We start from the raw sequence: 23,118 nt of genomic DNA on the forward strand, positions 1-23,118 counted from the left end.
ACAGAGCCAGACTCGGTGGAAAACTTGTTTATCAAAATTTTTACATATGTCACAAAAACTTGCACTTAAAAAGTTAACTGCATCTGATTTAACGTTTTTTAAATGGCATTTGGAACATGGTTCAGCAGGAAAACAAAAAGCCATAAATCTAAATGCCGATATTTTTATAAAAAAGCTTTATCCAAATGTACCCGCAATTATAGAAGAAAAACAAGGAACTATACCTTTGGATTTATACATATACGGGCCTGGATTGTCTTTTGAGTATAATATTCAAAGAAAAATCCAAAAAAGGGGATCGTACAAAAATTATCGATTGAATGGAGAATTTACACCCGATCCAGAAGAAGATTCTAATAGATTTCATTCTCTGCAAGCTGGAGATTTTGTAATTTTTGATTTTGTGGGAGAATTTGAACCTACTTCAGCAAGAGCCATTTTCATCGCACAATCTCTGAAAATCGATAAAAATATTCATGTAGCGTTAGATAAATTAATTACTACTAAAAGCATGATTGAGCTTTCAATTCGCAATTTAGAAAATTTAATTTCGATTCTTAATTTACCTGAAACACATCCCATAAATTTACTAAAGCTAGCAACAAATTTGGAAGATGCAGCACTAGGGGGTATTGAAGGCATCAAGCAGTTAAGAATTGGTCCATACAAAGGTAAAATATCTCGTCAAAATTTAGAACAAGCCAAAAAAAATGCTGATAGAACAGGGCGTTTAGGAGAAAAGTTCATATGTGTTTATCTGGAGCAGAAATTACATGAAGGACTAATACAAGAATTTATTTGGGAAGCAGATAGCAATGCAATCGCACCATACGATTTTGAAATAACAGATTTAGATGGATCAAAAGAGTTGATAGACGTGAAGTCTACGAAGGGGAACTTTAATAACACAATTCATATTTCATTCAATGAATTACTTCAAATGAATGAAAATAATTCTTACAAAATATACAGAGTCTTCAATATAGATGATAATGATCTAAGCGCAAATTTGAGAATAACCGACTCAATTAATGAATTTTCTAGAAATATTGTAGAAATATTAGAGCAGCTACCCAAAAAAATTCGCTCTGATGGAATTTCTTTACCACCGTCATTATTAGATTTTGGTGAGACAATAAACCTAGAATTTCCAGATAATATTTAGAATATAAAAATAAAAACAAAACGACTTAAAAGTTTTTGAATATGCTATTAGGGTTAATTGACCGTGAAGCAAAAAGATTTTCGAAAAAGCCTAATTAAAAATGGGAGACAATTAATTATTAGTTATTGCCAAGTAATTCGGTCAAAATAACATAAGTTTAATTGTCTCCCTATCTACCCGATCTCAAATTTTCAGTAAAGAATTAAAGTTTGAGATTTTCAGCTTGTTTAATACCCTTAACCAACTGTTCCATTTCATCGCCAATTTGATCTTTATATTGCTCTGGTGCAGCAATGTAGGCTTTTTCCAGAATTGGTTTTGCTGCTATTAAATCGCCTTGTTTTTTCAAAACTAGAGCTTTTGCCAAAATTGGGCGAAAATCGTCTTGGTTTGCTGTGGCTAGCTCGTCGTAAAGAGCGATCGCCTCAGCGTATCTTTCTTGATTGCTATAAAGCTCTCCCAGGAGTAGTTCCACTGAATCTCGATCGATAGAGTCAGCATTAGGGCTATCTTCATTGCTTGCCACCGCGATAGTTTTCTTTAATAGAGCGATCGCTCTTTCAGGCAAGTCTTGAACTAGATATAAATTCGTTATTCCCCCCAGGGCATATATATCTCCTGGATGTTCGCCTAAAATTTGGCTATATGCCGCTGCTGCTCCTTCATAGTCTTCGGTCTGTTGCTTGGCTTGAGCTAAGAGGACTCCATATTCAGTTTGCTCTGGGTTAAGTTTCGCTAATTTTTCTAAAGGAGCGATCGCCCCAGGAATATCTTTTTGCTGTAATTTAATTTTTAACAAGCCACTTAAAGCAGTGTTGTTATCAGGTTCTCTTTCCAAGACTTTTTGATAGCCAGAAGCTTCGGCTTCTAGCTTGGCTAATTCTTGCTGAGAAAGTACAACCACCTCACTGTTAGGGTTTTTAGCAAACTGTGTACCTTCGACAACGCTTCCTACCAAAGGAAGAGCCGAAACAGTGATCAGGGAAAACAACATTACCCCCAAAACTAAATAAATCCAGCTACTACGCTTTTTTTTCATGCTCTTATCATTAAATTAAGATCGGCAGATTACACTTGACTTTTTACTATAGTCACCGTGTCGCTTCTAGTATGGTTTATCCTCAACCAGAAAGCCAATAGTATAGGCTGTATTTAGCTGATAAAAACTGCGAGTTATTCTAGCTTCCATGAGAGTATAAAATATGATCTCTCTTACTATTGAATAATATTTCTGCTATTTATTCTCTTGATGAATTTGGCTAAAAATAATTCTCTTAAAATATCAGATCCACTTTTTACTGCTGCCAATCAATCTGCCGAGTCAATCATGTTTAATCAATCTCAAGATTCTGCCTCACCTACTCCCTCCGCTCAATCTAGTCCCGAAAGACATCAACCAATTCCACCTCCTTCCCATCCTCGACAGTATCGGGCTATTGGCTTGATTCAAGCTAAGTATCAGCAAAGTGCAGAACAAATGACTCAAGGTACTTTGATCACCACAGACGGAGCCCAAATCGAGGCTGTTCTATTAGGTCGGCTAATTAGCCTGATTAAAAATCATCTTGATTTAGAAAAAGAGCATTTGTGGGTGGTTTATCCACGGACAAAGACAAATGAAGATCGCCTCCACGTGCAAATTGTCGGCGTTTGGGAACCAGAAACCCTTAGCCAAGATGGACAGGCAGTAATAGCTGGTGAAGAAGCCGAACATGGTTATTTTTCGATTAGGGGCGAGGTAATTTTTTACTCAACTGAAGAAAACCACGTAATTGTGAAGATTAAGCAGTTTCCTCGCAAGGAAGGAGAAAAGCCTAAGTTCTTTAAACTCAAATTACAGGGTATTCCAGGAGACAGACCCTTAAAGCGTTTTTGGGATTTAAAAGTTCGTTTGGAACAAGAAAATTTAATTATTGAATCAGGAACAGATTTAGGCTTTGCTCAAAAACGCAAACCACAATTCAAAAAAGACCCCAAAAAGATTCAACTCAAGTCCTCTAGAGTAAGTAAGCCTAATCCTACCGCCCGTCCTAAACCAAAGAAAAGAGATGAAGGGTAATCAATAAACAATTTGACAAACTGGCGCGTTCGTTTCCTTGCGCCTGGCATTGACGCGAAATCGCTCGTCAATTAATAGATTACTCCAAGGAGATAATCGATCTATTGGTGTCTTGAGGTACAAAAGTGCGATCGCTTGGCAAAGCAGCAACAGGCTCGGTTAAGGTGAACTTGCCTGTTTCGATCCACTGCTTTAATTCTAAGGCTACTTGGCGCGATCGATATTTGCTAGCTAGCGGGGCAGTTCTAACTAATTTGCCCTCAATAGTCAGATGCCCTTTTTGTAGTTGCTCATAGCTAACTAACCCAAAGGTGGGTCGAACTCGGCGGGGAATAGAGAAATCAATTACTGGGGCAACAACGTCTTGCTCACCCACGGCGCAGTTTTGAATCACTTCTTCTTTGATTACTGGTAATGCTACTCCTACTCCTAACATCAAAGAGGGACCATAGTTTTTAAAATAGCAGCCCCTTACCCAGTTAGCATTCATTTGTTTGGCATCGCCAATTAACGCTACAGTCGCAGCAGGACCGATAGGAGTACGGTTGGCAAGACGTTTTTGTAAAGGGAAATGTTGCGTACCCTCCCAGGCTATATAGCCAATACCACCCCCCAGAAAGATTTTGCTACCGATACCGACTAAATTTAGATCTGGATCGTTTAGTAAGGGAGAAATTGCTCCAGGGTTGGAATATACCGCATTACCTAATCTGGGTTGCAATTGTCCTAAATAAGTATATAAAGTGCGATCGCCACCGTTTACGCCCACAATAAAGTTTTGATAGAGATTGCGGGGATTAAATAGATAAAATTGATTAATGCTGTCTTTGGTAATCGTATTTTCCCAAACTGCCCTGGGATAACAGTCAGTCTTTTGCCCGATCGCCTTTAGCTGAATTGATTTACCTGCAATCAGATCCTCAATTACATGACCTCCGCCTCTTTCCCAGCCTACTCCTTCTCGAAGATTAGGGTCAGTCTCACTGAGATTATAATCAGCCATGGCAGTAGCCCCTAAATAGAGATCTACCGCCCCAAAGCCAGCATAAGCAGCTATATTATCTAGCCAACACTGACGGATTTTGATTGGCGGATCGGTATGCCCCAGATTAATAATTGCCCCAGAAGACTCCATCGGCTCAAATGTCCCTGTGGTGACAACATCAACTTGTTGAAAAACTTTAGTGACCCCAAGCTTGGCTACTTTCGCTTTAACTTCTTCTACTGTCCAAGCAACAACTTGACCACGGCTAATTTTGTCGTTAATTTCAGCGATCGTCCGCATTGTTATTCAATTATCAATTACTAATGTACGGGCGAACGGTGAGGTAGCACGGTCTTGTTGATTTCCAACAAAGAGCGACTACCGAACCCTAAGGGCCGTTCGCCCCTAACTAATTATTCTTCCTCATTTACTTTAACTACTTCGATTTTTGGTTGCTCTTTTATTCTTCTATGTCCTGGAAATGGATAATTCCAATTATCTAATACATCTTTGATGATTATTTCTTTAAACCAGATTTGACCAACAACCGTTAGAGGTAATGAGAGAAATAAGCCTAAAAAGCCGAAGAAGGTGGCAAAAAATACTTGAGATACTAAAGTAACAGCAGGTAAAAGAGATACCTGTTGTGCCATGACAATCGGGGTCAAAACATTGCTTTCAAGCTGTTGGATAATTATATAAAGAATTAAAACTGCTAAAGATTTCCAGGGTGCTTCAATTAAGGCGATCGCCATCGGTGACATTACGCTCAAAGTAGGACCAATATTAGGTATAAAGGTCATCACCCCAGCCAACATTGCTTGGGATAAAGCCAAGGGAATGCCTAGCACTAACAAGCCGATAAAACTCAGGACAGCAATGACCACCATATTAAAGAGAATTCCCACCAGCCAACCTTCTAAACCTTTGGTACAAAGATCCAAAATCTCCCCAACCCGCCGACGATAAAAAGACGGAAAAAGCCTAATAAATCCTTGACGATAGGAATTTGGATCTGCCAGCAGCATTAGAGTAATTGCTAGCAACAGTAAAATACCTAGCAAAACTCCCAAGGAACTATAAAAAACCGTCAATCCACCACCCAAAAATTGCCGAATCAGAGGCTGTATTTGTTTATTTAATTCGTCTGTATTTGGTAAAAAATCAATTATTCTGGGGTCAAGTCGCTCTGATAGTAGATTGATCCAGGTATCTAATTTTCCTATTCCCTTGGGTATTAAGTTTCCTAAAGCCTGAAACTGATCGATAAAAGGAGGAACAACAATCCAGATACAGCCAGCAGCCACAAAAATCAAAGCCAGCACAGAAATCAAAACTGCATTACTTCTCTTGATGCCTCGCTTTTGAATGCTTTTGACCAGAATATTAAGCGAGGTAGCCAAAACAATCGCGGTAAATAGCAATAGTAATAGCTGCTTAATCTGCCATAAAACATACAAAGAAATGAAAAAAACAATTAGACCGATCCAAGTGCCAAAATTCACCTTGAAAATCTCCTTAGAGAAAGATGCTGGATATAAATTTGGTCTATAGGCTAACCTGCTTTCCGAATTTTGCGATTTTATTTTATTGAATATTAATTTACCAAAGTAATTTTTTCTTTTGGTATACAAGCAAAGCTAATCTGCATTAGACATGAATTTTCGGTAATATTGCCGACCTAAAATTAAGCCGATGACCACTGAAGGTAGCAAAACAATAATGATAGCAGTGAGGTTTGTCCCCTGGATAGGTAGCTGCTGACCTCCATACTTAATCAAGAAAGATAGTCCAGCCGAGAGCAATAATATTTTAAAAATAAAGCCTATTTGAGTATTCATGTAGCTTTAAGAGTATGAGAATGAAAGCTGCTGCCACGGAATAATCATATATCTTTAGGGCTTGTTACGGATCAGTCCGTTTAGAAGTCTGCGTCGCCTGAGCGAGAGGAATGCGCGAGTTGGCATTCCTTTACGGGAAGCTCGCGCGTTCCCTTGCTAAGTCAGCGTTCCCGTAAAGGAGAGCTGTCCTGAGACAGTACATGCGGACAAGTCCTTTGTGCAAGACTGAGATGCGGACGAAGCGTCCTTTCTTGCTGTTCCACGCCCGTCGGTCAGAGGTCAGAAGAGTTATAGCTATTTCCAGAAAAAAGCACTTTGACGGTGAGGGACGCGGACAAAGGGCTTGCCCGCATGTTTTCCGACCCTTGCCCAATCACCGTGTTATTAATCAAATTTAGTATCAAATAGCTTAGACTAAAAAAGCTATCAGCTAAAAAAAATAGATATAATTCTGTGTCATCAGACTGTAGATTTTGACGCTTTAGGTTCGGCAATTGGCTTGTCTCGGCTCAAATTAGGAGCAATAATTGTCCTGACTGGAGGCGCACATTCTACGGTAAAAAACTTTCTGGCACTATGCACTACATCGAGATGAATTTGACTTTGCCGAAATGCGAAGTATAAATAGTAAGGCGATCGCCAATAAAGAAGAAGACAATGCCTGCTCCATACAGTTACGATTTGAGAGAAAAAGCGATAAATGCAGTTAAAAGAGGTGAAAAGAAAATAGTTGTTTGTCGATTAATGAAAATTAGCCGCAATACTTTAGACCTCTGGTTGCGAAGAGAACGAGAAACAGGAGACTTCCAAGCGATTATTCAGCTTTTGAGTAGAGACAATCGGAAAATTCAAGATTTAAATAGATTTAGACAATTTGTGAAGCAACATCAAGATAAAACCCAACAGAAAATAGCAGAACTATGGGGAGAGAAACTGACACAGCAAAATGTAAGTGATGGAATAAAAAAATTGAGTATAACCAGAAAAAAGTGGTCATACCCCCTTCGGGTTCGTGCCTTTGCTCAAGTCGGGGAAGCCTTTCGGCACTTTGACGGGCGGTATAAACGTCGCAGCAAAGCTACGACGACACGCCCTCCTCAACGGGTCACAGACCCGCAACGCAAGTGCCTCACCAACGCAACTGCTTCACCGCGTCGCCGCTACTGCGCAAGGGAACGCTGACCAAGACAAACTAGATGCGGACAAGCGCGAAAAGAGGAAAGACCCCCGCTCCAGGGAATGTTCACCAAGACAAGCTGCTTCGCAAGCAGCATTTCCGTGCAGCAAAGACCACACTTCATCGCTTTTTTCCTGGCAGCATAGGCGCGACGTTTAGCATTAACTTTGCTCTTGTTTCTCAGACGACCGCGTTTTAATCCGACAGTTATGACCAACATAGCATTCAGGGTGCTTTTCCTTTGCCTCATCCTCAGTGCGATAATTTTTGGCACAGTAAACACATTTAAGATTAGCTTTTCTTCTCATCAATCAGACTCAATAATGTCTTTTAAGTCAAGGGGAAATTGACCCTTATTAACCATTTTGGCAGTGGGTGTCGCGGAATTTATTTCCGCTTGACCAACCACTGCGTTGGCGAATACACGATAACAATCTTTCTTATCCCCCTTTTCCTCGCGCAAGGAAATGCTTTTTGATGTTGAACCATGCGCGGGGATCGCTCTTCTTTCCTGGGAAATCCTAGCCAAAGAATAATTATTACCTGTTGCTGGGGAAATACTTTAAAGAAGAGTCGGTAACGACTAGGCAGTCCCATTTTTTTAAGACGACTATACTTATCTAAGGGTTTTTTCAAAGCAAAGTATGAAGCCAGAGGGTCAGTCGGTATTTTTTCTTTAATCCCAACAGTAAAAGCTTTAAACAATTTAACCTGGGGATGCCGAACAAAATCTGATTGAGACAGACGTGAGCGTAGAGACTTTACCGAATTGAGTAATTGCTGCCACTGCCGATTGAATACAGGATGAAACAAGATAGTCCACCCATTAATCTTCATCGATAATCTCCCCAACTAATAATTCATTTGCCGACTGGCTCATTTTGGAAGTATAGGCAATAAGAGACTCAGGTTCTTCAACGGCAGACTTCATTAAAAAGTCTAGAAACAAACTCATTATCACATCATCACTTTCTTTCTCTGTTTTCTCAACAGGATTCAGACGAACCAATTAAGGTATTCTCATCTAAAACTTCAACATGACCGCTAGCACCAACTAATTCAGGATGATCTCTGGAGAAAGCGCGAGGTAAGCGATATCCATCTTGATTGCCAATCTTGGCAGGAGAGACTGGGTAATTGTTGTTTTAATCCTTAGACATTGAATAAAAGTGGCTTTGACGATGTTATTATGATGTTGTTAGTTGACTCATAAATTGAAAATTTACGAACTGATCGATCCACAAGTTGAAAAAATTTAACGATTCAATTAATTATGCTTGAACCCTGTATTTTAATTGATTCTGGCTACGAACTCTTTATCTTGTGCGGTGCAATATAAAGAATCTGTCAGTTATTTTTGCGATACACTTCAAGCTACTGGATTATTTATTTAGCAAAGAGAAAACTGCATGAGTACAGGTACTGTAAAGTTCTTTAATGACGAGAAAGGCTTTGGTTTTATACTTCAAGATGACGGAGGCAAAGATCTTTTTGTTCATGCCACCGAAATTCAAGGCGATCGCAATACTACTCTCAATGAGGGACAGAAAGTGGAATATGAAGTTGGACAAGGCAAGAAAGGACCTTGTGCGGTAAACGTTATTCCAAATTGATCTTATTTGCCAAGAGTGATATTTCGAGTCTGTTTGATAGAAACTAACATCAAACAGGCTTGACTATTTAGAGCGACTGCTTAGAAAAGCGATCGCTCTCCTAATGCAGTCGCTTTTCTGAGCAAAATGTCTTAATTTGATTTAAGCAAAAGCAAAATTATCTTCATTAGCCAGAAAGTCAGCAGGGGTATTACTAACTATTGCCAAATCATTACCTTTAGCAGAAATTAACGCTCCAGCATCAGTTTGGGTAATACTCAGGTCGTCGTAGCCAATACCTAAGCCAGAAATACCGATGACATCCTCGCCACTAGTAAAGTCAGTAATAGTGTTAGGAGATTCAGGATATTGACTATTGGCAATCCAGAATTGATCTGAGCCTAAGTTACCAGTAATAGTATTGTCGCCACCAGAGAGAACAAATAACTGGTCATCATCTCCATCAGCAAAAATGCGATCGCTTTCACCTAAGATAAAGACATCTTGACCATTGCCACCATAGGCGCGGTTATTTCCCTCACCAGGAGAAAGATCGATTAGATCATCACCTTCACCAGTAAAGATCAGGTTGTTGCTAGTATCAAAATCAAGACCCGCTTCTAAGATATCGTCTTTTAAAGTACCAAATACAGATGTGGGAGTGTCTTCACCCATATCCGAAATATCTTCAGGCGCATCAGTAGTCAAGAAACTTAATTGACCACCCTCAACTAAATCAGCTTTGGCAATTATGCCATCTTCAACACTATGAGCCTGAACATCGAAGATAAAGCGCGTTCCAGGTTCTTCATCAAATAGCTCAGAAACATCGAGAATCCCTGAAGACTCCCAGTTGCCAATATCATCTGGTTCGGGGTCAGTTTGACCCTCTGGTAAAGCAGAACGATCCATTTGAGCTACGCGAGTTAGTTCACCAGAATTAGGATTTAGCTTCCAAATTGAAGCTTCTTCGCCAGAAGTTCCGCCAAAATCCTCATCTTCAACCGTAGCTCGATCTTCTTGAATATAGATATAACCATCATCCGACCAATCTGTATTATCAGGACTACGGACACCGAAATCAGAACCCTTAAATTGACCATTTCCTGCATCATCCCCATCATAGAGAATGTCAATTTGTCCAGTCAAAGGAGCGCCAGATTCGCCAAACTCCGTACTTATTTTGTAAGTTGTACCATAGTTATCCTCTGCAAAACGTCCACCACGACCAGTAGAATTTAGCACCGCTTGAGTGCCATCTTCTGGGTTGGTCGCTACATCTTCAGGACGAGAGAATTGGAAACCACCCGCATCAATAGACATTTGATCTTGCTGTGCTTGAGTTGCAAACCCTTGTTCATCATAACCAAGCTCATCTTGGATCTCGCCATCATCATTAGTATCTACTGCCGAACCTGACTTGTCAGGGCGATAGTAATCAAGCTCTAGCCAGCTACCAGCTTGACTGTTTCCAGTACCATTAAAACCAGCAGGATCGGGTGCATTATCATCGTCTACTTCTTCCCCATCTTCATCTGTGAAAGTAGGAGTGTCAGCAAGATCGCCCTCAGGAACCCAAGTATAAAGTTTTCCGCCTGCTAAACCATTGCGTTCGAGTAACCCTGCGCCTTCAGTAGTATCTTTTTCCCCAACATACATGGTTAAGGGCGCGCCTTCGCGATCATCTCCTACCAAGAAAGCAACCTGATCGGTAGTGCCAGTATCCAATTCAGTAACATTTTCCCAAGCAGCACGACCCATCCAAGGCACAGCCTGAAGAGTATTAGTAGCGGGATCGAGAACAAATTCTGTACCACCAGCAGTTTCTTCGCCAGTGAAGAACAAACTGTCTGTTAAACCGCGACCTTCACCAAATTGATTTGCTTCGATATAGTGTGCCGAACAAAGACGATTAAGACCTTCGTATTCTAAGTCTGTAATTTCGTTTACCTTTTCACCATTGCGGTTAATAATCTTGTCATAAGCCAAGCCTGAATCTTCAAGTTCCAGGGTTTCTTTATTGAGATCGAAAAAGCTAACCCGTCCGCCAGTTAATTCTGTACCATTCGCTAAAGTATAAGCATAGCCTTCATCTGTAAGTTCGTGGTTTGCCAATATTCTTACGGTATCGTCATCTAGGGCAAATGCACCCAAGCCATCAATATCTCCTGGAGGTGCATAATCATTAAATTCTTCACCAACGGTAAAAATGGGATCTACTTCGTAACCATTTAACCCTTTCATTTGTGCGGGTTGTTCTGTATCGCCAGTGTTGTTAATAAATGTGGGGTTCATAATATTTCCTCCAAGTTTTGGGTCTAAATTTAATGGGGTTTCTAAATTGATGGCGATTACTTCGTTGTTGTCGATATCTCCTTCTCTTCCCTGGGAAAAAGGATAGTTATTATCGTTAGCAACTAAAATGGTGTCTTTGTCAGCGACTACTATGTTTTCAATAGTTTCAAAGGGAAAATCGAAGGTAGTCTTGCGATCGCCGTTTAAATCATTCGGGTCGTCAATATTTAATAAGTCAACGACTTCTTCTTTGGCGACAAAACCGTTCTCATCTACCTGAGAAACATCAATTTTGAAGATCTTTTTAAATTTGGCTTCTTCTCCCTGGTTGCTATCTCGTTCGATAACGAGAAACTCATGATCGTTAATGGGCGTAAAGTCACCAATAGGATTGCCGTCAGTGGTTGGGTAGTAACCAACTAAGCCGTTATAGTCAGCAGACTCCACATCAAATTCATAGATGCGTAGGGCATTTTCAGGATCGCCATCTACTGTTCCTTCTAAAAAAGGATAAAGAGTTTTGCGATCTGGACTAAATGCCATGCCTTCAAAACCTTTGGAACTAGCTAGGTTAGGTAAGTCAGACCCTAACTCTGGATTTTGAGGAGACTGGACAAATTCACCCGTCACTGAATCTACTACCGCTACTCCAGTAGCAGGAAAGTCAGTAAAGAAGCCATCCACGCCTACATCTATTAATTGTTTAAACTCTTCTTCAGGAGTTTGAGGATTACCCTCAGCATCCAGAGTTAGAAATCGTTCTTCATTCCGCAGGGTGTAAGGATGTACCTGTAAACCTGCATCGTGGGCATAATCAACCAGAGGAAAAACTTCTCCCGTTAGCTGGGTGGTAATTTCGGCGTTGCCATCGCCATCACCATCTACGGGTTTGTCTAAATCCTCTCGCAACAAGATATTGTTTTTCCAAGGACCTAAACCACTAGCGTAGCTACTGATGATTTCAATCACTTCTGGATTAGCAAAATCGCCATAGGTAATTGATTGAGCGACTTCAGGTTTATAGCTACCGTCTTCGCCAATGATGCCTAAAGCGGTGAGTAATTCCTCGCCATAAGCAGCCACAGCATCTTCTTGAGTAAATTCCTCTTGACTAAAGTTAGCGACAAAATCATAGGGGACAGAAAAACCTCCACCGCCTTCGTTAATGTCGTCGTCTTCGGTGTTACCAAATAGCTGTACCAAGGGAATATCCCCTAGACCAAGCTCTTCTAAAGTTGCGTTAAGCTCAATTAAATTACTAACTTCAAAAGACTGAATAAAAATACGGTCTGGATCGGTAAAGCCAGTATCCTGTAAAGTCTTAACTAAAGGTTCTTCTAGAGATAAACCCTGCTCATCAAAAAAGGAAGGATGTTTGGTTTCAGGATAAATTCCCACCTTTACCCCTGTTTCTGCCTCCGTCTCTTGAACTAGTTGAATGACTTCTTCAAAAGTGGGGATTTCAAAAGCATCATTAAAACTTTGATCGCGAAAATCTTGGGGTTGAACGGCTCGTATCTGCTTAATTTCTTCTAAGGTAAAGTCTTCAGCAAAGTATGCCGTCACCTCTTCACCATCCAGGATTTTAGTAGACATCCTATCTTTACCAAACACTTCGGCGACGTTGGTAGTGTCGTCTAATATTGGTTCATGACGATCTATTAAAACACCATCTTTAGTAGATACTAGGTCTGGTTCAATAAAGTCTGCTCCTTGAGCGATCGCCACACGGTAAGCTTCCAAGGTATGCTCTGGTAATACCCCGCTTGCACCACGATGTCCAATAACTAATGGATCTTGACCGTTTAAGGTATTTAAATTAGTTTCGTTTGGGGTGGAAACAGGTGCTTCGAGTAACTTGCCATCCGAGTTAAAGTGCAGCAGATAAGGACCAAATTCATCTCCTACCCATATATCCCCGTTATCATCGATGACAAAGGACTCAATATCGAAGTCTCCGCCTGTAAGTAAACGCTCTTTACTATCTTGATTAACAATATCAAAATCAATAAGCTTGTCTGGATCTGATAGTTGAATAAAGTCTTCTATTTCAATACTTCCGTCACCATTTTCTAATCCTATAAAATTTGGATCTGCCTGATAGATGCGTAATAGATAATCTTTGCTGTTTTCTTGTTTGCCAAAGCCATTGTCAGATAAAAACCAAAATGCCCCCGTATTTCCTGGAGCAAACTGTACGCCACTAAAACCTTGTATAGGTTGTCCTTCAAAAGCGCCAGTACGTCCATTGGCATCTATAGGATTACCTTCGCCATCATTGCCCCCCGCGGGACTGCCCTCAGCGAAAGTATCTGCTGGCAAAGTGGCAAAACCAGCTAGTTTATTAGCCATGTTGTATTTTCTAGTTAAGTGAAATGTAAATTCCTAAAATTTGCAAACAAAAACATGGAAATAACACGATCATTATTTCCATGTTTTTGCTCTTTCACCTATTAGAATTGCACAGTTAAATTAAGAACAAGCAATTGGTTATTTAACAATTAATCAAGCTTATTTAACAACTGTTTAACTTAAGTTTAAGTGTAAACATTTATCAAAATACTATCTATTGTAGTGTTTTTTGTGATGGACAGTATATCTTAGTACCAATTTTAACTAAGGCTTTAAAACTTACAAATTATTAACCTTAATATCATTTTAACCCTTAATTTAACTAATGTTTACCTAATTATTGATTCGTAATTTTACCCAAATAAATTCGCTTTGAATTATCGTTTTTTATAATCCAACCTAAAGATTTCAGGCGATAAAGAAGATTAGATATTGTTACTCCAAATTTATTGGCGATCGCATTTTGGGTAAAAAAGTTGTATACTGTTGATCGCCAATTTTTACAGAAGGGTAATAATTTAACTGAATGCCTGCTTAAACAGCCTTAGTTTTTTCAGCTACTTCATTTGCTGGATAATTTTCATTGTCTCTACGCTGACTGTACAAACACGCTGAAGCAGATCGATTACTTGTTCTTTGTAATCAGCAAAACGATAGGTATTAAACTTCTCGGCAATAGTTTTATCTTTGGGTTTCTTTTCTTTATATTGATCTAAAATCCATTCAAGCGCGCTACGGTTGCCGAGTTTGTATTCCCAAGCTTCAGAAGGAATACTATGTAAACTTGTATCCGCATCAAGAGTAATAATTCCCTTGTCTCGATCTGCCTTCAGCTTTACTTTGGGCGATTTTTTACTTACTGAAGGAATATCAATACGCTTTAGTGGATAAGGTTCAATAGTTTCGTAGTTGATATGTAAATCCATTAGCTGTCTTCCCCAACCTACCCATTGACGAAAGTTATCGTAAAAAGGAATACGAGGAAATTCTCGTTTTAGATTAAGTTCGTATTTTTCTCTATACGCAGGGTTGTGTAAAATAGCGTATGTGTAATGGAATATTTCTAGTTTGGTTATTGCTTCATCTTTGTAATAGTTTTGAAATTGTTTTAATCCCCAGTCAGTAATGTTATCAATGCGATTTCCTGATTTATCGTAGCTATAGAGAGAAATACACTGACAACCTGCTGGAAGACAGTTTAAATCAATTACATATTTTGAAGCTATATTGAAAAAGTCTTTTGGGGAACTTAGCCCAGGTATAATTATATACTTATTTTCTGGATCATTGCGATCGCAAATATTAAACCACTGATAAGTCATTCCATTAAAATGCTTATCAAAATACAAATACTTCTTAGCAAATGGACGATAGGAACTTTTAATTATTTTATTGCCGTCAAACTTCTTTTCTATCTGCTTTGATAAATACTTAGTTAATTCTCTATCCCATTTTATTTTGTTCTTATTTTTATAATCTAGCTTTGCTAAAGTATGCTGATAAACATCTATAGCAAACTGCATCTTATCTTGTAGATTATCTTTAGAAAAATCATAAACCCATTCATCCCTTTGAGTTTTAATGCCAGATGAAAATAACTGAAATACTGCTTGTTCCGATTTACCAGCTTTAACATTTTTATCAATCAACGGTAATAGTGTATCGAAATCATTATCAGTTTGATTGAGCCAATTATTTTGTTTGTCAGGGAGTATATTATTAAAAGTAAATCCTCTAAATTTATTATTAACTAAGTAACTAATTTTAGTTTCTCGCAAATCATGCACATGAAACGGATTGAAATAAGATATTTGAGCTTTATTATATATTTTTTCTTTGACTAAAAATAAAATAGTAATACCAGTCATTGCACTTTTACCGAAAATAGTATGCTTCTCAGATATAAAAATACCATTCTTCCCAGATATAGCTCTAACATTTCCACCTAAATCAATTAAATAGGCATACGTAAATTCATCTTGTATACATTTTCTAACTCCATCAAATGCTTTTCCATCTATAAAAGATGAGTTGATAACAAAACAAATAATACCTTCAGTTATCCTATCGGAAGCCCAACGAATAAAACGAGTGTAGCTATCATAGACTGCATTCTGATTTTGTGCTGTTCCATGTTTGATATATGTATCTTTTATTCTCTTGTCTATACCGTCTTTGTAGCTGCGGTTAGCATTATTATCATTAAAGTTTTCTTGTTTAGCATTATATGGCGGATTGCCAAGTATTACGGATATAGAGTTGCTATTTTGACGACTAATTCTTTCGGTATTCTCAACGCTTAAATGAAATAAATTACCCTGTTTACCTTCAAAATAAGTATGCTCAAGAGTATCAACTAAACAGATATTGTTAAACTCCTCATACTCACCCATTTTTTGTTTATAGGTGTATTCAATATTGAGATTGGCAATATAGTAAGGAAGAATTGAAATTTCATTACAGTGAATCTCATTTTGATATTTATGCTTAAGTTTATGTTTGGGAATATGCTCAATTAATTCTGTAATGAAAGTACCTGTGCCGACTGCTGGCTCAATTATGTGAACATCTTTGTCTTCAAGTAGTTTTCCAAAGTGTTTATGAGTTAAATAATCGACACTTTGTACCATGAAACGAACAATTTCATTGGGAGTATAAACGATACCTAATCTATCCGCAGCTTTTGGATTATAAGCCTGATAAAAATTTTCGTATATAGCTTTTAAGAACTTTTGTTTTTCGTGATGATTGGCAATATTAGCAGCGGTACGTTTAATTACTTCGTAGTAGCTATTAATTTTAGAGAAAGTATTTCTTTTAATATTGCCAGTGAAAAAGGTATTGACTACTAAATGTAGTTCTCTTGCTATATTATTTTCTCTATGAAATTGCGTTTCATTAAAAATACTAATAAAAATATCTTCAGTCAGAATGTGCTGAATAATCATTTCTCGCACATCAAGAAAACTAACTTCAGGATTAATCGACTGTCGGCAAATAGCTAAGAATTTATCTTTAGAATCGCTAAACTGTTTGTTTGTTTCTGTTTGCTTTTCAATTAAATCTCGTAATTCAATTAAAATCTTAGGTATATCTTCTCTAAAAGACTTAATCGCTTGGCGAAAATTAGTTACTTCTGGAGGAACATAATTAACAAATTCACTGATCAAACCATCCAAACCAGTCGTATCTTTCATGTCAATACGTCCAGTTTCATCGCCATGCTGAATTAAAACAGCAGTTAGTGAATCTTCAAAAAGAATATTTCGATCTGGATATCCTTTGGCAAACTTTTTTTCTATCTCTTCATCAAGATTGTCATATTTATCTTTTGCTTCCCAATAACCATAATCAAGCCTAATTGCATCTTTTACAGTGCCATCGGGACGAACCGTTTTACCTGCTTTAGTTTTATAATCTAATTCGGGAATCAATAAATAGTCTTTAGGCTTACAATATTCATTGAGTAAATTTTGAAAAGCCGACCTAATTGCAGTTTCTTTGATTGTTCCACCATACTGAATTAGTTTTTCTACTTCTTGATGATATTGGGCTACTAAAAACTTAGACATAATAAATAAAGAAAGAATATAAAACAGTTTTAATAAACTTATTCTTCCCTTTATATTCTTGATAAGTTTCTAGTTGTTGTCCGCAATTTTATGAAGAATTGATGAAGAAAAATTATAAGTAGTATAAAAGTCTATAATCGCCATCGATCTACACTATATGTAGAGTAGATTGTTAAAATTGGTTGTTTGATATTGACTCAAATTTATATTCGTCTTTAATAATTAGATATATATAAGCGCGTAAAAATAACTAGATCGGCTAATTCAACCGAGAAATTAACGACGTAGATTTATTTAAATCTTTTACTAACTAAGTAAAATTATCGCTTTTCTCAAATATCTCGATCGCTAAATATCTATTCATAATGATGACCCATGTTGCACTTTTCTTTGCTCGTAATCGTAATTGCGGTTGATGGTTTTTGGCTATTTCTTAATTAAACGATAAAGGTTATCTCTCGCTTCTTTAGCAGTAAATGGTTTCATTCCTTACACCGTACCATTACAAACTAGATCGAAAAGCGATCGCGATAAATATTTAAACTGTCGGTTTTACTCTCTTATTTGACTAGTCAAGATATCACATGGTTTCTATATGGTAAGCAAGGAGAATTTATTCGGTATTAGATAGCTAGTGATTCAGCAACCGAAGAAGAAGTTAGCTAAAATTGATTCGCAACTATATAACTTAGATTGAATTAAGGGGTCTTAGTCTTGCTATAATCAGCTTTAAACTGACCTTTAACTAATGAGAAATAATGGTGGACTGGCAGGTAGTCAACGGTGGAATCACTGCACCCAAAGGATTTAGGGCAGCAGGAGTTGTTGCGGGATTGAAATCTAGTGGAGCAAAAGACCTAGCTTTGATTTTATCGGAGACAGATGCGATCGCCGCCGGAGTATTTACCACTTCGCAAGTACGGGCTGCCTGTGTTGATTATTGTCGCCAGAGACTTCAAGCCAAGGCAAGTGCTAGAGCTATTCTATGTAATGCAGGACAAGCTAACGCTGCTACAGGAGAGCCTGGTTGGAATGACGCAATTGAGACTGCCAAGTTGCTAGGCGAAGCACTAAATATTTCTGGCGATGCTGTACTGCTTGCCTCTACAGGAGTAATCGGACAAAGAATAAAAATGGATGCGCTGCGCCGAGGAATTCCCCAGGTAGTTAGTGCAGCTACCGTTGAAGGTGGTGCTGATGCTGCCAAGGCGATCGTTACCACTGATTTAGTTATCAAAGAAATTGCCCTAGAAGCCACTATTGAGGGTCGTCCTGTACGCATTGGCGGAATTGCTAAAGGTTCAGGCATGATTGCACCCAATATGGCAACTATGCTGGGGTTTATTACCTGCGATGCTGCTGTGTCTACTGGTTTGTGGCACGAAATGCTAAAACGAGCCGTAGATAAAAGCTTTAATCAGATTACCGTAGATGGCGACACTAGTACTAATGATTGCGTGCTTGCTTTAGCTAATGGGCAGTCTCGCACTACCGCCATTACTAGCGATAGTGCTAACGCCCAAAAGTTAGAGGCAATGCTCACTGAAGTCTGTCAATATTTAGCAAAGGCAGTGGCTCGTGATGGCGAAGGAGCAACCTGCCTGATTGAAGTACAGGTATCAGGAGCGGCAGACGATCGCGCTGCTTCCCAAGTAGCCAAAACTATTGCTGGCTCATCTTTAGTCAAGTCAGCAGTTTTTGGGCGCGATCCTAACTGGGGCAGAATTGCAGCAGCAGCAGGTAGAGCAGGGGTCAAGTTTCATCAAGACGAGTTGAATATTAAGCTAGGAGACATCGTGTTGATGAAAAATGGTCAACCCCAAGACTTTGACCGCAGTGGGGCAAGTGACTATCTCAAGCAAGCAGCAGCAGGAGAATATTTAAAAACAGATACGGTATTGATTTCAGTAAATATCGGCGTAGGTACAGGCAAAAGCACCGCTTGGGGCTGCGACTTAACCTATAAATATGTCGAAATTAACGCTGAGTACACTACTTAAATCTTGCTTTAATTTTCAATCATCAATTTTTTCGCTCACCAAACCACTCATAGCGATGGTCGCGTATTTGCTCATAACTGCGATCGCCCAGCCATTTCATGCCTGGAATAGCCCGATAGGCAGCAATAAATAACTCGCCTAAGGGTAGCAAGCGGGTAATCTCTTCTGCTGCCTCACTACCCTGCCATCTTTTAGCTGGTTGATTACCGTCAATTAAAATCATACCTGCTTCGCAATCTGTAGGCACAATGCCGAATTTTGCCAAAGCCGATTCATCCTGCATGGGAATATAGTCAAAAAGCTGACCGCGATCGTATTGCTGCAAAAGCTCGGTAAAAGTGCTACAGAGGTTGCATTTGCCATCGTAAATAACCTGATATTTCATGGAGAAAGAAGAAAAAATAGTTCTTTAATCTGAATCCTTTGACTTGAGGCAAAGGCATTACTTGTTACTTACTACTTATTACTTATTACTTCTAAAAAGAGGTAGGGTAATCCGCATAGTTACAGGTAGGGTATCCTGGAACATTTTAGCTAAGGCGATCGGACAATATTAATATTGAAGGAAATCTACGCTTGAGACTGTAATTACAAATATGGCTGTACTTGAAAAAGGCAACATTACGATTCATACCGAGAACATCTTCCCGATTATTAAGAAGTCTCTCTATACCGATCACGAAATCTTCTTAAGGGAACTGATCTCCAACTCCGTTGATGCGATCTCAAAACTAAAGATGGCATCTTTGGCGGGGGAAATGCAGGGAGAAATTGCTGAACCGCAGATCAAACTGGCAGTTGATAAAACTAAGAAAACTCTTTCCATCGCCGATAACGGTATTGGTATGACTGCCGATGAAATCAAAAAATATATTAATCAAGTCGCTTTTTCTAGTGCTGAAGACTTTATCAAAAAATATGAGAAAAATTCTAATGAGCTAATTGGTCATTTTGGTTTAGGTTTCTACTCTGCTTTTATGGTGGCGGCGAAAGTAGAAATCGATACTTTATCTTATCAAGAAGGCGCAACTGCGGTACATTGGTCTTGTGATGGTTCACCAGAGTTTGAACTGACTCAAAGCGATCGCACCACTGTCGGTACAACTATTACTCTTACTTTGCAAGACGAAGAGCTAGAATATGCCGAACCTCAAAGAGTCAAACAGTTAGTCAAAACCTACTGTGACTTTATGCCTGTCAAGATTGTTCTAGATAATGAACAAGTTAATAAGCAGCAAGCACTATGGAAAAAATCCCCCCAAGAATTAACTGACGTAGATTATTTAGAGTTTTATCGTTATCTTTATCCTTTCCAAGAAGATCCCCTGTTATGGGTGCATCTAAATACAGACTATCCTTTTCTACTCAACGGAATTCTCTATTTTCCTAAACTAAAGCCCGATGTAGACTTTTCTAAAGGACAAATTCAGCTTTTCTGTAACCAGGTATTTGTTAGTAAACACTGTGAGGAGATTATCCCCGAATTTTTAATGCCGTTGCAGGGTTTAATTGATAGTCCTGACATTCCCCTCAACGTTTCTCGTAGTGCTTTAACCAACGATCGCACCGTCCGCCGTATTGCTGACTTTATTAGCAAAAAAATTGGTAATCGTCTGAAATCTCTTTATAACGAAGATCGTAACAAATACGTTAGTTCTTGGTCAGATGTGGGAACTTTCGTAAAATACGGCGCAATTAGAGACGAGAAATTTAAAAAACAGGTAGAGGATCTAATTATTTACCGCACTACCTATCAAGCAGATACATCAAATCCTGCACCAGAAGAAGCACCAAAAGTTGAGATACAATCTGCTGGTGATGATGCTTGGTCAAGTGTTGATAACGACAAGAACACCGCACCAACAGAACCCTACACTACTTTACAAGAATATCTAGAGCGCAATAAAGAAAAGCAAGAAAACCGCGTTATCTACTGTAGCGATCCTGGTACCCAAAACACCTACGTCGAACTATACAAGAATCAAGGCTTAGAAGTTCTCTTCCTCGATTCATTTATCGATACCAACTACTTTATTCCTTTCCTTGAGCGAGAATATTCTGAGGTTAAGTTTGCCCGTGTTGATTCAGAACTAGACGACACTTTAGTAGAAGACGACAAAGCACAAGAAATTGTCGATCCTACTACTAATAAGACTCGTAGCGAGTTGATTAAAGAGTTGTTTGAAAAAGCAATCAATAAGCCAAGAGTCAACATCAAAACTCAAGCTATCAAATCTGACGATCCTCAAGGTACACCTCCGGCAATGGTTTTGCTGCCTGAAGCGATGCGACGGATGCAGGAAATGGCGGCATTGATGCAGGAAAAAATGATGGCATTCCCTGAAGACCACATTTTAATGATCAATACTGCTCATCCTTTAATTCAAAACCTCTTGGATCTAAATAAAGGCACAATTATTCAAGGTGGAGAAGATTCCAATCCTATGATTAAGCTAATGTGCAATCATATTTATGATTTGGCTTTAATGTCCCAAAAAGCCTTTGATGCTGAGAAAATGAAAGCCTTTGTCGAACGTTCAAATGAAGTACTTACCAACTTGACGAAGAAGTAAGATGAGAACGAGCAACAATTAGGCAAATTCTTGAGGACGCAGTTGACTCCAAGGTTGAGCTTGTTCTAGCTGAGATGCCAAAGCAATAATTGTTGCTTCTGAAGTAGGTTTGCCAATTAGCTGCACACCTAAAGGCACGCCATTGCTATCAAAACCCGCAGGTATATTAACTACAGGTTGACCCGTAACGTTAAAAGGTGGGCTGGGAAAAATCCAGTTGATAATCTTTTCTAAGGTATCTTCAGGGCTTAGATCTGCCCACTCTCCGACTCTAATTGTCGGGTGCATATAAGTAGGAGCGACTAAAACATCAATTTGAGCAAACAGACTGACTAACTGTCTGGCAAATAGCTGCATTTGCGTCACCGCCTGTAAATATTCTCCTGCCGTACCAGACTGAGTAAGCACCCATTGGTTCATCGGGCTTAATGCCTCTGGAGGGATTCCTGAAGCAGCAACAGCCGAAGCCCAAACAGTTTTAAATGGTTCAATTAAAGCCGAGCAGTCGATCGCCTGGGGGATAGCTGTATGTCCCATTGTAGTTAACTGCCCAACTACTGTAGCTACGCTTTGCTGACATTCTGGGGCTGGTTCACCAAGTGGTAAAAAAGAGGTAGCAAAACCAATCTTTAACGGTGATAATGTTTGTTTAGTCGTCGCTAGAAAGGGAATCTTTGGCTTGGCTAGCCAATAGGGATCTCCTACCATATATCCAGAAGCAATGTCTAAAAAGGCAGCAGCATCGGCAACGGTGCGGGTTAAGATCCCGTGAGTTCCTAGTCCACTCAGGCGATCGCCCACGGGCGCAAAAGAGATTCTACCACGACTGGGCTTAATACCTACTAACCCACAAGAGGCAGCAGGACCTCTGATAGAGCCTCCTGCATCTCCTCCCAGGGCAATAGAACATAACCCCGCAGCCACCGCAGCAGCAGAGCCACCACTAGAGCCACCAGGGGTATAGTCGAGATTCCAAGGGTTACGAGTTGGTTCAAAGCCTTCTGGCTCGGTATAGGGAAAAGAGCCTAATTGAGACGTGGCGGTTTTACCCAAAATAATAAATCCTGCTTCTTTAATTTTAGTTACTACACCTTCGTCATATTTTGCTATTTGATCTGCTAAAGCAGCAATACCGTAGGTAATAGGCATATTGGCTACAAATTTAAGATCTTTAATGCCAATGGGAACACCAAAAAAAGGAGGAAGATAATTAGTATCTAAAGTTTGAGCTATTTGTTCAGTTTTCTGTTGGGCATCGGCGATCGCACTTTCTGTTGCCACATAATAAAAACAGCCCAGAGCGGGATTATACTTGGCTATTCTGGCTAAATATAGCTCCGTTAACTCTAAAGGCGTAACCTGACGCTCTTTGATTAAGCGAGCCTGTTCTAGAGTAGAAGTAAAAGCTAAATCCGTGAGGTTATTTAAAGACATATTTATTTAGTAACAGTTAGAGTGGGTGGAAACGCTACATGCGGCAAAGCGCCTTTGTGTTTAAGAAGCTGTC

17 protein-coding genes and 1 pseudogene are annotated in these 23,118 nt (G+C 39.2%); 7 read left to right on the forward strand and 11 right to left on the reverse strand.

Annotated elements, in window-relative coordinates; genetic code table 11:
* Window positions 1–46 precede the first annotated feature (46 nt).
* Complete coding sequence (locus SLP02_RS01965; RefSeq protein WP_319418973.1) at window positions 47–1,165, forward strand: DUF3883 domain-containing protein; 1,119 nt, start codon at window positions 47–49, stop codon at window positions 1,163–1,165.
* A gap of 202 nt (window positions 1,166–1,367) precedes the next feature.
* Here SLP02_RS01965 and SLP02_RS01970 read toward each other — a convergent pair whose 3' ends face one another.
* Window positions 1,368–2,204: a tetratricopeptide repeat protein gene (locus SLP02_RS01970; protein ID WP_319418974.1), complete on the reverse strand. Its 837-nt coding sequence runs from the start codon at window positions 2,202–2,204 to the stop codon at window positions 1,368–1,370.
* Window positions 2,205–2,414: 210 nt separating this feature from the next.
* Between SLP02_RS01970 and SLP02_RS01975 the strand changes: the two genes are divergently transcribed.
* Window positions 2,415–3,224 carry a hypothetical protein gene (locus SLP02_RS01975; protein WP_319418975.1) on the forward strand — a complete coding sequence of 270 codons (810 nt, stop codon included), beginning with the start codon at window positions 2,415–2,417 and terminating at the stop codon, window positions 3,222–3,224.
* Between the two features lie 79 nt (window positions 3,225–3,303).
* Here SLP02_RS01975 and SLP02_RS01980 read toward each other — a convergent pair whose 3' ends face one another.
* The 3 genes from SLP02_RS01980 to SLP02_RS01990 all read right to left on the reverse strand — a co-directional run bounded on the left by SLP02_RS01980 (window position 3,304) and on the right by SLP02_RS01990 (window position 6,050).
* Window positions 3,304–4,509, reverse strand: a complete 1,206-nt coding sequence (locus tag SLP02_RS01980) for a homocysteine biosynthesis protein (protein WP_319418976.1) — start codon at window positions 4,507–4,509, stop codon at window positions 3,304–3,306.
* 113 nt (window positions 4,510–4,622) lie between these two features.
* Window positions 4,623–5,714 (reverse strand): AI-2E family transporter, encoded by a 1,092-nt coding sequence (locus tag SLP02_RS01985; protein ID WP_319418977.1) that lies wholly within the window; start codon window positions 5,712–5,714, stop codon window positions 4,623–4,625.
* A 135-nt stretch (window positions 5,715–5,849) separates the two neighbouring features.
* Window positions 5,850–6,050, reverse strand: coding sequence for a hypothetical protein (locus tag SLP02_RS01990; RefSeq protein WP_319418978.1), 201 nt, complete (start codon window positions 6,048–6,050; stop codon window positions 5,850–5,852).
* A gap of 439 nt (window positions 6,051–6,489) precedes the next feature.
* On the opposite strand from SLP02_RS01990, the pseudogene SLP02_RS26410 reads away from it, so the two are divergent.
* Window positions 6,490–6,688, forward strand: a pseudogene (locus SLP02_RS26410) (hypothetical protein); the annotation flags it as partial.
* A gap of 19 nt (window positions 6,689–6,707) precedes the next feature.
* Window positions 6,708–7,232 (forward strand): IS630 transposase-related protein, encoded by a 525-nt coding sequence (locus tag SLP02_RS02000; protein ID WP_319418980.1) that lies wholly within the window; start codon window positions 6,708–6,710, stop codon window positions 7,230–7,232.
* A 156-nt stretch (window positions 7,233–7,388) separates the two neighbouring features.
* Here SLP02_RS02000 and SLP02_RS02005 read toward each other — a convergent pair whose 3' ends face one another.
* The 3 genes from SLP02_RS02005 to SLP02_RS02015 form a co-directional block, all read right to left on the reverse strand.
* Window positions 7,389–7,535 carry a hypothetical protein gene (locus SLP02_RS02005; protein WP_319418981.1) on the reverse strand — a complete coding sequence of 49 codons (147 nt, stop codon included), beginning with the start codon at window positions 7,533–7,535 and terminating at the stop codon, window positions 7,389–7,391.
* A 79-nt stretch (window positions 7,536–7,614) separates the two neighbouring features.
* Window positions 7,615–8,064, reverse strand: coding sequence for a type II toxin-antitoxin system YhaV family toxin (locus SLP02_RS02010; RefSeq protein ID WP_319418982.1), 450 nt, complete (start codon window positions 8,062–8,064; stop codon window positions 7,615–7,617).
* Window positions 8,054–8,236, reverse strand: coding sequence for a hypothetical protein (locus SLP02_RS02015; RefSeq protein ID WP_319418983.1), 183 nt, complete (start codon window positions 8,234–8,236; stop codon window positions 8,054–8,056). Before SLP02_RS02015 ends, SLP02_RS02010 begins: the two co-directional genes overlap by 11 nt.
* A 400-nt stretch (window positions 8,237–8,636) precedes the next feature.
* Here SLP02_RS02015 and SLP02_RS02020 point away from each other — a divergent pair, with 400 nt between their 5' ends.
* Complete coding sequence (locus SLP02_RS02020; protein WP_319418984.1) at window positions 8,637–8,840, forward strand: cold-shock protein; 204 nt, start codon at window positions 8,637–8,639, stop codon at window positions 8,838–8,840.
* Window positions 8,841–8,981: 141 nt separating this feature from the next.
* On the opposite strand, the gene SLP02_RS02025 is transcribed toward SLP02_RS02020, so the two are convergent.
* A complete protein-coding gene (locus tag SLP02_RS02025; RefSeq protein WP_319418985.1) occupies window positions 8,982–13,466 on the reverse strand; it encodes an esterase-like activity of phytase family protein in 4,485 nt (1,494 codons plus the stop codon).
* 557 nt (window positions 13,467–14,023) lie between these two features.
* Complete coding sequence (locus tag SLP02_RS02030) at window positions 14,024–17,038, reverse strand: type ISP restriction/modification enzyme (protein WP_413467081.1); 3,015 nt, start codon at window positions 17,036–17,038, stop codon at window positions 14,024–14,026.
* Window positions 17,039–17,796: 758 nt separating this feature from the next.
* On the opposite strand from SLP02_RS02030, the gene argJ reads away from it, so the two are divergent.
* Window positions 17,797–19,038 (forward strand): bifunctional ornithine acetyltransferase/N-acetylglutamate synthase, encoded by a 1,242-nt coding sequence (gene argJ, locus SLP02_RS02035; RefSeq protein ID WP_319418987.1) that lies wholly within the window; start codon window positions 17,797–17,799, stop codon window positions 19,036–19,038.
* A gap of 22 nt (window positions 19,039–19,060) precedes the next feature.
* On the opposite strand, the gene SLP02_RS02040 is transcribed toward argJ, so the two are convergent.
* The gene (locus SLP02_RS02040; protein ID WP_319418988.1) at window positions 19,061–19,423 is read right to left on the reverse strand and encodes a thiol-disulfide oxidoreductase DCC family protein; all 363 of its coding nucleotides are present in this window, start codon (window positions 19,421–19,423) and stop codon (window positions 19,061–19,063) included.
* Window positions 19,424–19,634: 211 nt separating this feature from the next.
* Between SLP02_RS02040 and htpG the strand changes: the two genes are divergently transcribed.
* A complete protein-coding gene (htpG, locus tag SLP02_RS02045) occupies window positions 19,635–21,611 on the forward strand; it encodes a molecular chaperone HtpG (RefSeq protein WP_319418989.1) in 1,977 nt (658 codons plus the stop codon).
* 18 nt (window positions 21,612–21,629) lie between these two features.
* Here htpG and SLP02_RS02050 read toward each other — a convergent pair whose 3' ends face one another.
* Window positions 21,630–23,045, reverse strand: coding sequence for an amidase (locus SLP02_RS02050; RefSeq protein WP_319418990.1), 1,416 nt, complete (start codon window positions 23,043–23,045; stop codon window positions 21,630–21,632).
* Window positions 23,046–23,118 lie beyond the last annotated feature (73 nt).

The organism is Pleurocapsa sp. FMAR1 (genome assembly GCF_963665995.1).
GTDB lineage: Bacteria > Cyanobacteriota > Cyanobacteriia > Cyanobacteriales > Xenococcaceae > Waterburya.